The organism is Thiocapsa sp., from assembly GCF_011390875.1.
Classification (GTDB): domain Bacteria; phylum Pseudomonadota; class Gammaproteobacteria; order Chromatiales; family Chromatiaceae; genus Thiocapsa.
Window position 1 is genome coordinate 1 of the sequence record NZ_JAABRP010000035.1, and the last position, 12591, is coordinate 12591.

14 protein-coding genes are annotated in these 12591 nt (G+C 64.3%); 10 read left to right on the forward strand and 4 right to left on the reverse strand.

The window, feature by feature from the left end:
• Positions 1 to 777: 777 nt before the first annotated feature.
• A complete protein-coding gene (locus tag GPT33_RS04385; protein ID WP_296806112.1) occupies positions 778 to 1002 on the forward strand; it encodes a hypothetical protein in 225 nt (74 codons plus the stop codon).
• Positions 1003 to 1844: 842 nt separating this feature from the next.
• On the opposite strand, the gene clcA is transcribed toward GPT33_RS04385, so the two are convergent.
• The 3 genes from clcA to GPT33_RS04400 all read right to left on the reverse strand — a co-directional run bounded on the left by clcA (position 1845) and on the right by GPT33_RS04400 (position 5110).
• A complete protein-coding gene (clcA, locus tag GPT33_RS04390) occupies positions 1845 to 3884 on the reverse strand; it encodes a H(+)/Cl(-) exchange transporter ClcA (protein ID WP_296806113.1) in 2040 nt (679 codons plus the stop codon).
• An 18-nt stretch (positions 3885 to 3902) separates the two neighbouring features.
• Positions 3903 to 4727, reverse strand: a complete 825-nt coding sequence (locus tag GPT33_RS04395; RefSeq protein ID WP_296806114.1) for a DedA family protein — start codon at positions 4725 to 4727, stop codon at positions 3903 to 3905.
• 194 nt (positions 4728 to 4921) lie between these two features.
• Entirely contained in the window at positions 4922 to 5110 is a 189-nt protein-coding gene (locus GPT33_RS04400) for a hypothetical protein (protein WP_296806115.1), read from the reverse strand.
• 231 nt (positions 5111 to 5341) lie between these two features.
• On the opposite strand from GPT33_RS04400, the gene GPT33_RS04405 reads away from it, so the two are divergent.
• From GPT33_RS04405 to GPT33_RS04440, 9 genes are all read left to right on the forward strand, one after another.
• Positions 5342 to 5959: a histidine phosphatase family protein gene (locus tag GPT33_RS04405; protein WP_296806116.1), complete on the forward strand. Its 618-nt coding sequence runs from the start codon at positions 5342 to 5344 to the stop codon at positions 5957 to 5959.
• A 46-nt stretch (positions 5960 to 6005) separates the two neighbouring features.
• Positions 6006 to 6194 carry a hypothetical protein gene (locus GPT33_RS04410; RefSeq protein WP_296806117.1) on the forward strand — a complete coding sequence of 63 codons (189 nt, stop codon included), beginning with the start codon at positions 6006 to 6008 and terminating at the stop codon, positions 6192 to 6194.
• A 311-nt stretch (positions 6195 to 6505) separates the two neighbouring features.
• Entirely contained in the window at positions 6506 to 7207 is a 702-nt protein-coding gene (locus GPT33_RS04415; RefSeq protein ID WP_296806118.1) for an ROK family protein, read from the forward strand.
• 48 nt (positions 7208 to 7255) lie between these two features.
• Entirely contained in the window at positions 7256 to 8050 is a 795-nt protein-coding gene (locus GPT33_RS04420; RefSeq protein ID WP_363929004.1) for a hypothetical protein, read from the forward strand.
• A complete protein-coding gene (locus tag GPT33_RS18875; RefSeq protein ID WP_363929010.1) occupies positions 7933 to 8274 on the forward strand; it encodes a hypothetical protein in 342 nt (113 codons plus the stop codon). Before GPT33_RS04420 ends, GPT33_RS18875 begins: the two co-directional genes overlap by 118 nt.
• Positions 8271 to 9173: a fructose bisphosphate aldolase gene (locus GPT33_RS04425; RefSeq protein ID WP_296806119.1), complete on the forward strand. Its 903-nt coding sequence runs from the start codon at positions 8271 to 8273 to the stop codon at positions 9171 to 9173. The genes GPT33_RS18875 and GPT33_RS04425 overlap by 4 nt, the downstream gene beginning before the upstream one ends.
• Positions 9174 to 9411: 238 nt before the next feature.
• Positions 9412 to 9711 carry a hypothetical protein gene (locus GPT33_RS04430; RefSeq protein WP_363929012.1) on the forward strand — a complete coding sequence of 100 codons (300 nt, stop codon included), beginning with the start codon at positions 9412 to 9414 and terminating at the stop codon, positions 9709 to 9711.
• A gap of 22 nt (positions 9712 to 9733) precedes the next feature.
• Positions 9734 to 11113 (forward strand): glucose-6-phosphate dehydrogenase, encoded by a 1380-nt coding sequence (zwf, locus tag GPT33_RS04435; RefSeq protein WP_296806120.1) that lies wholly within the window; start codon positions 9734 to 9736, stop codon positions 11111 to 11113.
• 492 nt (positions 11114 to 11605) lie between these two features.
• Positions 11606 to 11806 carry a 4-oxalocrotonate tautomerase family protein gene (locus GPT33_RS04440; RefSeq protein ID WP_296806121.1) on the forward strand — a complete coding sequence of 67 codons (201 nt, stop codon included), beginning with the start codon at positions 11606 to 11608 and terminating at the stop codon, positions 11804 to 11806.
• A 156-nt stretch (positions 11807 to 11962) separates the two neighbouring features.
• Here the strand turns inward: GPT33_RS04440 and GPT33_RS04445 are convergent, their stop codons facing one another.
• Positions 11963 to 12526, reverse strand: a complete 564-nt coding sequence (locus GPT33_RS04445; RefSeq protein WP_296806122.1) for a Uma2 family endonuclease — start codon at positions 12524 to 12526, stop codon at positions 11963 to 11965.
• Between the last annotated feature and the right edge of the window lie 65 nt (positions 12527 to 12591).

Sequence of the window (12591 nt, forward strand, 5' to 3'; positions counted from 1 at the left end):
TGCGCGCGATGGATTGAGGAATGGAGACGGCATAGCCCTGATTCCGGGCCTTAATCAGGACGCCGATGGAACCCGTCAGGGTCAGTCCGGAGAGACGCGCGACGCGCCGACCCACGCTCTCGTCGATACAGACCAGGGGGGATTTCTAGATCCAGCGCGCTCTGGATGACCGATACCTCTCCGCGATCCAGGCGATTGCGCAGGTAAGGGGTCATCGCCGCTGGCTCGTCAAGTCGCTCCAACCAAGTGGCGCGGTCGAAAACTGCGACACCTAGCGCATCGGTCCCGATCGCATGGATCTCTTCATCGACCTCCAACGGCACGATCACCCCCTGTCGTAGAGCACGCGGACAATGTCGAGGCTGCCGGTACCGACGGCCAGGGCAATCAGCTGCGTCGTATTGGTGACGATCCAGCACGGACTGTCAGGCATTGGCCACTGACGGACGAACAGATCGCGACCGTGGCAAGTTTCATTCGTACGGCCCGGGGCAATGCGGCGGCACCTGTGCGCGGCGCCGACGTCAAGGCGTTGAGGACCGGCAATCCACGACCTTGCCCGACGTCACCATGGCGTTTATTCTCGCGTCTGGTGCGGCGAGTACCGACGATGTTCGAATGACCCCGTCGTCGTGCCAGACGCCGAAGCCAAGATTACAGCACGGCGACGGCATTCGAGAGAGGATCGACAATCAACCGGATCGGATCGACCGGATCCATCCACGGATTGCCCCGCCCGTACGAGGGGGCGCCAAAGCCCGGAACCGAGGCAAAGCTATGGCTGAGATCATCACTGCGGTCTACCAATCGCATACCAGCGTCGTCAACGTCGTCAATGACCTCGTCGCGACCGGCATCCCGCAAGAAGAGATCCACACTCGAGAGCATGAGGGGAAGCATGAGGTCCAAGTCTTGACACCCAACGTGACGCAATCGGAGATCAAGGAGATTCTTCAGCGGCATCAGCCTCTGGACTTGCGTGTCACGGAGCGAGCCGACTAAGTATCCGGCTCCGATCACCCGATCGACGGTCGGGACGTCAGTCATTTGCTCGCTTTCCGCTCGACCCCTTCGCGGTCGAGCGGAATTCGATCGGGTCGTTCTCCAGGAATCGGCGTCGGCGCGCCGGAGCGATCGGCCGGTGCATCCGCACCTCTGGTCAGGGAACCCTACCGGCAGGCGCGTGCCGTCGGACGTGCGCCATGGTGCACGCCGCCGTGAGGCAGAGTTGAAGTGTCGTTGGCGCTAGCCCATCAGTTGACCGAGCACGGCAACGGCAGTGGGAACAATGTCACGTTGTTTACACCGGGCAGCCTGATCGCCGATTCGGTCTCGGTGTCGTCTCCGGGTTGGTGATGGCATTCCAGCCTGCTTGGCTTCGCGCGGAGCGGGTTGGGTACCGGTGGGTTCGTGGTCTCACCGCTGATGGTGTTCGCGCTCGGTGGGACCGACGGCCGCCGTCATCGCTCGCTGTCCTCATGCTGCCGGCGGCGCTGCTCGGCGTTTGGCAGCATCGTGGTGAGGCCGGAACGGAGCTGCTCCGACCCCTGATCCCCGCTGCTTTCCTAGGCACCGCCATCGGCGGTCTTCTATTTTGGCTCATGGTCGCCGATGGTGAGATGGCACTGATCCATCGACGCCTGTAGCTCGTCGTAGCGGGCTTGTCGCTCGTCTACGTTGCGATGGTGGCGGCGCGGGACAAGATCGCGCGTCTCGGAGGCGGAGGAGGTCCGCCGCGTTCCTGTCCGCAGTGGTGTTCAACCTAAACCGCGTCACCGCCAAGGGCCGTGGATGCAACAAACGCCGAGTTCACTCGAACGTTGGCCTCTCGCTGTGGACGCGGTTTAACGTGACTCAATCGGCACCAGACGCTCGTCGGGTGTCAGGGGGCGGATCATCGGGTCGAGGCGCCGCAAGCGGGCCGGCAGGTTGGCCAGTGCTGTCTCGGCCGCGGTGCGGTCGGCGTAGGCCCCGAGCAACACGGGATGCCAGCGCGCACCGAGTCCGTCCGTCTGCAGCTTGAATGCCTCGCCGATCAGCCCCTCCTCCTCGGCGAAACGCGCAAGGCTTCCGACACTGCGGAAACTGATCAACTGAATGCTGAAACGGGCGTCTGCCACAGTGGTGGAACCTTGATCGTTTGGCGCCGACGTCGTCGCGACGGGCTCCAAAGTCGCCTGGTCGTCCGACGGATCCGGGTCAGCAGCACGCTCCGGCACGGACTCGGTAGACGTCGGCGGCGCCGGCAGATCTGCTGAAACCAGCCGTTCGTCGGTCACCGGCTCGCGATCGCCTGTTGGGCCGAGGGTCAAATCGGAACCGGCGGCCTCGATTGCCGGCGCGGCGTCAACGGCGGTTGGCCGTGACGGGACCAAGGCTGTCGCTGCCGGGGCGCTCGACGCGACCGGAGGCGGATCGGCACGCGTCCCGGACACGGCGGCCGGTTGGTCCGCCACGGCCGGAATCGGCGGGTCCACCTCGGCCTGGGTCTCGGCCAGGGTCTTGCCCGGTTCCATCCCCGTTCCTTGAAACGCGACGTCGAGTCGTTCGATGGCGACGAACGCGACCAGGAGCATCGCCGCGGCAAGGATGCGCCGAGCCGGTGCGCGCGGTGGTGCCTGCTGTTGGAGCCCGAGCAGAGCGCTGTAGATCGGCCGCCCGCCCATGCCCTCGGCCGTGAAGGTGGCGGCCAGGCAGGTGATGATGATCGGCAGGGCCAGGGCTTGAGCGCCGGTGAGCTCGATCACCAGGATGATGCCGGTGAGCGGCGCGCGCACGGTGGCCGCGAAGAGCGCGCCCATGGCCGCGACCGCGAACATCTCCGGGGCGAGCGCCAGTGTCGGCGCCGCGAGCGTGATCAGGGCCGCGAAGGCCGCGCCGCAGATGGTGCCGAGCGCGAGCATCGGCGCGAAGATGCCGCCCGGGAGACCCAGACCGTAGGAGCCGATGGACGTCAGCAGCCGCACCGCGAGCAGCGCGATCAAAAAGAGCAACGCCGGTTGGCCGTGCACCAGGCTCTCGACCAAGCCTTCCCCGCCGCCGACGGTATTGGGCGCGAACCACAGCAGCGCACCGAGCATCAGACCGGCGACGGCGGCGGCGGTGTAAGCCCCGGGGGTCCCGAGCGCGCGGAACGACGCCACCGAGCCAAGCACCAGCCCGTTGAACAGCACGCCAAGGGCGCCGATGAGGATGCCGAGGACCAAAAACAGCGGCAGCGCCTCCAGCGGCGCCGTGTTCAGGTCCGGCATCGCCATATCCGGACCCTGGCCAAGCATCCAGCCGCTCACGATGACCGCGGCACAGCAGGCGAGGATGACGGACTGGATGGTCTCGAAGCGATACTCGAAGTGCTCGCGCAGCTCCTCGGTGACGAAGACGATGGATGCGAGCGGCGCGTTGAAGGCGGTTGCCAAGCCGGCCGCCGCACCGGCCGCGATGAGGGCACGATTGGCGCCGGGTCGCGGCTCGATGCGCTCGCCGGCCATCTGGCCAAGCGCCGCACCCATATGGATGGTCGGCCCTTCGCGCCCGAGCACCAAACCGGAGCCGACCGCCAAAGCGCCGGCGACGAACTTCACCGGCAGCACGCGCTTCCAGCGCAATTGGCGTTCGCCGGCGAGGATGGCCTCGACCTCTTGCACGCCGCTGCCTGCGGTCTCCGGAGCGAAGCGTCGCACCAGCCACATCGCCGTGACCAGCACCAAGGCACCGAGCAGCATCAGCAGAAGCCAACCGGGTACGGGGGCCGCCTCGAGAAGTGCTTTCAGATCGCCGCGGCTGGCGGCGGCTTGATCCAGCAGTGCATGGAAGGCCGCGCCGATCAGCCCGGTGAGGACGCCGACGAGGGTTGCTGCAAGGTAAAACCGCCAGGGAAACGTCATCGCTGGACGCGGACCGACCTACGTCGGGTGGTTCCGGCCCCGCCGCCGGATCAGGGCGATCAGCACGGAGAACAACAGGACGACGACGCCGATGATGGTGAGACCGGCGATCCACGGGTTGAGCTGACGCAACGCAGTGACCAACACATCGAAGTGCAGATCGAGATAATAGACGCCGAGCGCCCAGAAACTCGCCCAGAGGATGGCGCCGACAATATTGAGGAGCATGAAACGCCCCCAAGGCATCTTCAGGACACCTGAAAAGAGCCCGATGAGCTGGCGCGGCCCATCGACGAAGCGACCGAAGACGACGAGCCATCCACCATACCGATTGAATGCGCGCTCGATCTTCTCGATGCCCTGCTTGGAGATCGGCAACCGATCGAGTACAGCGCGCCCGCCCGAACGACCGATCAGATAGCCGAGGGTCTGACCGAGAGAGGTCGCCAGGATGGTGACGAACAGCAGCAGGTAGATGTTGAGCTTGCTGCCGGGTGCCGCGGAGACCAGGGCGCCGGCTTCCAAGAGTGTCTGTCCGGGTGCCGGAATCCCGATGCCCTCGATCCCGACCGCCGCGAATACCGCCCAGTAGCCGTAGCGTTCCAGGTAGGGCTCGACGCGTTCGATGTCGTGAGTGATCGCCCCTGCGAGCCGGTGCGCTTGCTCATCGAGCTTTCGCTCGCTGCCGCGATGCAGCTCCGTCGGCTGCTGCGCCGATGCGCCGGTCGGTTGCGCAAGCGCAGTGTGGCCGATTCCAACGGCCGAAACTGCGATGACCAGCAGGCACCCTAGAAGAATCCAAGTGAAACGACCACTGAAACGCTGCGAATCTGTTTCGGACATGGGCATCAGGGGTCATTCCAGGTTTCGTGTTGCACGGCAAGATGTAGGTCAGCGGCGGCCTGCTGACCGCATCAGTCCGGCAGGATGCGCAGACCAAGGCGCACCGACCGAAGGTGATGGCGAACATGACAGATCCGGGCAGGGTGTCATCGCCCGAAAGGGGCACGACTGAGCCGGCCCCGACGAGTTTCGTCTTAGGTATCGGACCCAACACGTGCCACAGACGCCTGGAGGGCGTCGAGGATCAGTCGCCTTGCTGCTTGCTCATCCAGATCAGGGACATCCCAGCCCATGATGCGGCTATACTTTTTGAGGAGGTGACGCACGTCCTCCTCGAGCTCTTTGGCATAACGGTCGATTTCGATCTCTTCGATTGTCGCCATGTCGCTATGTCCTGGTTGCCGTTGAGTTCATATACACCCGAAAGAGTGCGCCTTCAGCAAGCCCATCGAGAGGTCGATCAAGCGGTATTGGAGATCTGCGCAGATGCGACATCGTTGGGGCTCTGCCCCCGAAGCTAGGTGACGCCTGAGGCAATCCCCGTGTATGCTGGCGCGGGTCGAACGTTAACCCGTGCTGGGCGCGTCTGCAAGCCCGGCAGGACTGGAGAGCACATGAATACGGAGCTCCCGATTATCTATGTCGCTCGCCACGGCGAGACGGCGTGGAGCCGATCCGGTCGGCATACGGGTCTGACCGACATCCCCTTGAGCACCGAGGGCGAGCGCGATGCGGCGTTGCTCGCGGACCGGCTTGAGAACATCCCCTTTCGAACGGTCTTGGCGAGCCCGCTGATGCGCGCCCTCCGCACCTGCGAGCTGGCAGGCTTCGGTGCGGTGGCCGAGATCGATCGCGACCTGGTCGAGTGGAACTACGGCGACTACGAAGGGCAGACCACGCAACAGATTCGAGCCGGTCGCCCCGACTGGAGGCTGTTTCGCGACGGCTGTCCCGGGGGCGAGTCGTTGGATCAGGTCGGCGCACGGGCGGATCGGGTCATCGCCAGGGTTCGGGCGACCGAGGGAAACGTGCTCCTGTTCTCGAGTGGCCATTTTCTGCGTGTATTCGCCGCGCGCTGGCTCGGGTTGGCGCCCGATGCCGGCAGATTCTTTATGCTCCTCACCGCGAGCTTGAGCGCGTTGGGTTACGAGCACGACCTCGATGAGCCTGTCATCCGTTTCTGGGATGACACGAACCGATGTCCATCAACGCCGCACAAGGTGATGCAATGAAACGGATCGGGTGAGCTGTGGGCCACCCCGGGAGGTCGAGCGTCCGGTGGCTGCTCCCAAGCCCGTCGATGTAGTGCTCGGCGGCGGCAACGCGAAACGTCTGACCGAGCTGCCCGCAGGCTGTCGATCGGGGGACAACGCCAACGCCTGTGTCGGCGGGCTCCGTGCCCGGGAGCCGAAGACCGGCCCGCAAGCCGGGTTCGCCAAGCTCGCCGATGCATCGCCTTCAGCGTGAGAATACAAAGCCCGAGACCTAAGCCACGTCCGGAGCGACATGCGTCTTTGTCCCATTTTGGCCATGGACGCGCGCGCCCGCACGTTGGAACATGCGTGGCAATCACGGCTGGCCCGCATGCGCTTGCCGTCGATGCTCCGGTGGGTCGACGTCCATCACGAGTGCCAACAGCGTTCAGTGCCACTCTCAGTTCTCGAGCAACAGTCGTCCGGCAGCGGAAGATGAAGTCCAGCGCCGAACAATTAGGAACCGGGCCGGGTGAGCTGTGAGCCACCCGGGGAGGTCGAGATGATGGTGCGGAGGGGTCCAAAATGAAGATCCTCGCTGTCGATGTGGGTGGAACCCACGTCAAGATTCTCGCGAGCGGGCAGACCGAGCGCCGGGAATTCGAATCCGGACCCACCCTGACCGCTGCCGGGATGGTCGAGCAGGTCAAGGCACTCGCTGCAGATTGGCCGTACGACCGGGTGACCATCGGCTACCCGGGTCCAGTGCTGCACAACCGCCCGGTGGCGGAGCCCCATAACCTTTCCTCGGGGTGGGTCGCGTTTGATTTCGCCGACGCCTTCGGTCAGCCGGTCAAGGTCATGAACGACGCGGCAATGCAGGCTCTCGGGAGCTACCGGGGAGGGAAGATGCTGTTTCTCGGCCTCGGGACCGGGCTCGGGTCCACGATGATCGTGGCGGATCACATCGAGCCGATGGAGCTGGGCCACCTGCCCTACCGCAAGGGGACTTACGAGGATTATGTCGGGCTGCGCGGCCTCCAGCGACATGGCAAGAAAAAATGGCGGGCCTTTGTGGCGGACGTGGTCGAGCGTCTGGTGGCTGCTCTCGAGCCCGACGATGTGGTGCTCGGCGGCGGCAACGCGAAACGTCTGACCGAGCTGCCCGCAGGCTGTCGATTGGGGGACAACGCCAACGCCTTTGTCGGCGGGTTCCGTGCCTGGGAGCCGAAGACCGGCTCGCAAGCCGCGTTCCCCACGGTCGCCGATGAATCGCCGTCAGCGTGAGAATCACAAAGCCCGCGAGACCCAAATGACCCGAGAGGAGTCGTGCGCATGAACCCCACTCAGCCACTTCTAACCGAGCGCCCCGCTTGGGAAGCGCTCCGCGCCCACCGGGATGCCATCGCCCCGCTGACGCTGCGCGGACTGTTCGCCGACGACCCGGGGCGCGGCGAGCGCTTATCGCTCGAGGCCGCGGGCGTCTATCTCGACTACTCGAAGAATCGCGTCACGGACGAGACCCTCGCGCTCCTGGTGCAGCTCGCGGAACAGTCGGGACTGCGCGAGCGCATCGATGCGATGTTCCGCGGCGAGCGCATCAACGTCTCGGAAAACCGCTCCGTTCTGCATGTGGCCCTACGCGCCCCGCGCAGCGCGTCGATCCTCGTCGATGGGGTGAACGTCGTCGATGAGGTTCACCAGGTGCTCGATCGCATGGCCGAATTCGCCGAGCAGGTCCGAAGCGGCGCATGGAAGGGACATACCGGTCAGCGAATCGTGAACGTCCTGAACATCGGCATCGGCGGCTCCGACCTCGGTCCCGTGATGGCCTACGAAGCGCTGAAGTTCTACAGCGACCGCGCCATGACCTTCCGCTTCGTGTCCAATATCGACGGCACGGACTTCGTCGAGGCAACCCGTGACCTGGATCCTGCGGAGACCCTCTTCATCGTCGCCTCCAAGACCTTCACGACATGTTGCTCGCCAACGTCTTTGCCCAAGGCGAGGCCCTGGCCTTCGGCAAGACACGCGAGGAGGTCGCGGCCGAGGGTTCGCCGGCGTGGCTGGTGCCGCACCGCACATTCGACGGTAACCGGCCCTCCAATACCATCCTACTCGATCGGCTGACGCCGGCCGCGCTCGGCAAGCTGGTCGCACTCTACGAGCACAGTGTCTTCACACAAGGGGCCATCTGGGACATCGATTCCTTCGACCAATGGGGCGTGGAGCTCGGGAAGGTGCTGGCCAAGCGCATCCTGCCGGAGCTGGGACACGCCGAGCCCGTGCTCGGGCATGACAGCTCCACCAACGCCCTGATCCGCCGCTACCGACAGTTGCGAGGTCCACTATGAGCACCTTGACCGTGAAAGAGCAGCAGCGCCGCAAGATCGCGACCCAGTGCGGTTTCATTGCCGCCTTGGATCAAAGCGGCGGCAGTACACCCACGGCGTTGCACGCCTATGGGATCGATGACGGGGCCTGGTCCACCGAGGAGGAGATGTTCGACCTGGTGCATCGCATGCGCACCCGTATCGTGACCAGCCCCTGTTTCAACGGCGACCGCGTCTTCGGGGCCATCCTGTTCGAGGGCACCATGGATCGACAGATCGAAGGGCAGCCCGCCGCGGACTATCTCTGGGGCCGAAAACGCGTCGTGCCGTTCCTCAAGGTGGACAAGGGTCTTGCCGAGGAGCGCGACGGCGTTCGGCTGATGAAGCCGATACCCCAGTTGGATGGCCTGCTCGAACGGGCGAATACCAAAGGCATCTTCGGCACGAAGATGCGCTCGGTGATCGTCCAGGCCGACCCCGTCGGAATCGCGGCCATCGTAGATCAGCAGCTCGATCTGGCGGTCCGGATCCTCGACGCGGGCCTGATGCCGATCGTCGAGCCTGAGGTCGACATCCATTGCCCCGAGAAGGCCTCGGCCGAGACGCTGCTCCGGGCGGCCCTGCTCGCCGCGCTTGAACGGCTGCCGGCGGAGCGGCAACTGATCTTCAAGCTGACCCTCCCGGAGCAGGACGGCCTCTACGCCGACCTGGTTACGCATCCGCAGGTCCTGAAGGTGGTTGCACTCTCCGGCGGCTACGTCCGATCGGAAGGCAACCTGCGCCTGCGCCGCAACCCTGGGGTGGTGGCGAGTTTCTCCCGCGCCTTGGTCGAGGGTCTTGCGGCTCGGCAGTCCGATGCCGACTTCGATGCGACCCTGGATGCGTCCATTCAGGCGATCTTCGAGGCATCTATGACCTGACGGCGACTGGCGGGCGAGAAGACAAGTCAGGCGGACTGTTTGGTGACAGAAATCGCCTGACAGCCGGGTCAGTGACCCGACACATCAGCGTCTCATTTGAGCAATCAGAGGGGTAAAACGATGCAGCTCGGAATGATCGGACTCGGTCGAATGGGCGCAAACATGGTGCGGCGGCTCATCGCAGGGGGACACGCCTGTGTGGTGTTCGACCGCTCGCCGGATGCGGTGAATCATCGACCTGCCCGACATCGCGGAGGTGTGGCGCCGCGGCAGCGTGATTGCGTCCTGGCTGCTCGATCTCACCGCAGGGGCGCTGAGCGAGGACCCCACGCTCGGCAAGTTCGCGGGGCGCGTGTCCGATTCCGGCGAAGGGCGCTGGACGATCAAGGCGGGCATTGACGAGGGCGTGCCTACACCGGTGCTGTCTGCAGCGCTGTACGAGCGTTTCAGCTCCCGTGGCAACGCCGAGCTCCAGAACAAGCTGTTGTCGGCAATGCGTTACGAGTTCGGCGGGCACAACGAGAAACCGTCGGCATAACCGTCACCTAAGCGAGGCAACCATGAGCGAGTTGCAATCCGATGCATTGGTCTTCTTCGGCGCCACCGGGGATCTCGCGTACAAGAAGATCTTCCCGGCCCTGCAGGCGATGGTGAAGCGCGGAACGCTGACGGTTCCGGTGATCGGCGTGGCGAAGGCCGGCTGGGACCTCGAGCAGCTCAAAGCACGCGCCAAGGCGAGTCTCGAGGAGCACGGCGGCGGGGCGGATCCGCAGGCATTCCCCCGGCTGATGGAGCTGCTCGGATACGTGGATGGCGACTACGCCGACGCGGCGACCTTTCAGGCCTTACGCCAAACGCTCGGCGACGCTCGGTGCCCCGCGCACTACCTCGCGATCCCCCCGATGCTGTTCGGGGCCGTGGTGGAGCAATTGGCCAAGGCCGGGTGCACGACCCCGGGCACCCGCGTCGTGGTCGAGAAGCCCTTCGGCAGCGATCTGGACTCGGCGCGCGCACTGAACGCGATCCTGCTGGCCACGTTCGACGAGGATCACATCTTCCGCATCGATCATTACCTGGGGAAGCGACCGGTCCACAATATGGTGTTTTTTCGCTTCACCAACCCCCTGCTCGAGTCGCTGTGGAGCCGCGAGCACGTCAAGAGCGTGCAGATCACCATGGCGGAAGACTTCGGCGTCCAAGGCCGCGGCGCCTTCTACGACCAAACCGGCACCATCCGCGACGTGGTGCAGAATCACCTGTTCCAGGTGCTCGCGAATCTGGCCATGGAGCCGCCGGCGCGCACCGACAGCGAGTCCATGCGCGACGAGAAGGTCAAGGTGCTGAAGGCGATCCAGCCCCTTGCGGCGGCCGACCTGGTGCGCGGTCGGTTCCGTGGCTACCTCGACGAGCCGGGTGTCGCCCCCGAGTCCAACACGGAGACCTTCGCGGCGCTGCGTCTCGGGATCGAGAACTGGCGCTGGGAGGGTGTGCCCTTCTTCATCCGCGCCGGCAAATCGCTCCCGGTCACCTGCACCGAGGTGATCGCCCATCTGAAGCAGGCACCGAGGGTCTTCCCGGGATGCCGGCCTCACCGCAACTACTTCCGTTTCCGGATTTCCCCGGCCAACGAGATGGCGTTCGGACTCACTGTCATGGACGCCGAGGAAAAGGGTTTGGGACAAGCCACCGAGCTGATGGCAAGCCGCCACGCGGAGGCGAACGAAATGGATGCCTACGAGCGCGTGCTGACCGACGCGATGAGCGGCGACCGGACCCTCTTCGCGCGGGAAGACTATGTGGAGGAAGCCTGGCGCATCGTCGATCCGGTGCTCAAGGCGGGAACGCCGCTGCACGGTTACGAGCCCGGCACCTGGGGTCCGCCGGAGACCGAACGCATCGCGCCGCCGGAGGGCTGGGGCAACCCGGTCGTGGCCGGTTAATCCGCACCCGGCGCGGTATGCGATGTTTTTGGATGGGATCGGCCTCGGCAGATTTGACGAGCGCTGGAGCTGGCGCGGTTTAAGATATTAAAAATAATAAATTTTAAACCGTGTCTTACCGAGATCGAGGACATCTCCTAAGCCAAACGCAAAATGAAAATGACGCATGTCGCTTTGGACGCGGTTTAGTGACGATTCAGAAATAAGGTGAACGCCTTGGTGAACGCGTAGGATGGGTAGAGCCTCAGCGAAACCCATCCTCCAAACCGCCGCGTTGCCGGGTTTCGGTCCGATGCGCTTGGCGCGGGCTGGATGGGTTTCGCTTCGCTCTACCCATCCTACGTGTTTCGGTTGTTTTTGAATCGTTCCTGATACACGCGCTGCTGCGATCGGTGACGTGGACGGGTTTATGTGCAGACCCGGCAGTTCCCGGTCACGTCGTTTTGTTTTTTCGCTGCTTCCTTATCCCGCTCGGATCAACCGGAGAGCGACATGCCCTACGTCAACATCAAGATCACCCGCGAGGGTGCGACCGCGGAGCAGAAGGCGGCACTCATCCAGGGCGTCACCCAACTGCTGGTCGACGTGCTCGGGAAGAATCCGCAGACAACGATGGTCGTCATCGACGAGGTAGAGACCGACAACTGGGGCATCGGCGGGGAGAGCGTGACGCTGCGCCGCCGCCGAGACTAAACCACCCCCGGTGCGGTATGCGTCATTTGCGGGAATGGACTGGCGCGGTTTAAAGTCTTAAAAAGCATTAAATTCTAAACCGCGTCTCACGGGGATCAAGGATATCTCCGAAGCCAAACGCACAATGAAAACGACGCATATCGCTCTGGACGCGGGTTAGGTTCCATCGCCCAGAATGTAACCCAAGTCGATCTCGACGCCGTCGAACGGCGGGATACGCATCTTTCGCTCGTCGGGGCCGGGCGCGGCGACACTGGCGATGACCCGGTAGCTTCCCCCGTCGAGTTGCCAGGCAATCAGCGAGCGTTCCTCGGGCCAGATCAGCCAGTAGTAGGACACCTGTTGGCGTTGAAGCAGCAGAAACAGGGTCAGCGTGTCCTTGCGCTCATGTCCAGGCGAAACGATCTCGCACACCCAGTCCGGGACGATCTCGACCACCCCGCGCGGGCGCTCCGGCAAGCGTTCCTTGCGCCAGCCCGCGAGATCGTGGGTCGGACACTGGTGGGCGGAATAGTGGACGCTGACCTCGCTGGCGATCCACCAGCCGCCGGGGCCAACGGTGCGTCGTAACGAGTCGAGCTCGGCAACCGTATTGCTTTGCACGAAACCGTGCTCGATCCGCGCCATCGGGCGCTGGACGATCTCGCCATCGATCAGCTCGACACGCTCATCGGCAGCATTGAGCAGATCGGCCAGGGTCTTGAGTTTGAATGCTTCCATCGCCGTCGCTCCGCTGGGTTCAACATCGACGTTTAACCTAAACCGCGTCTCCACAAAGGTCGGAA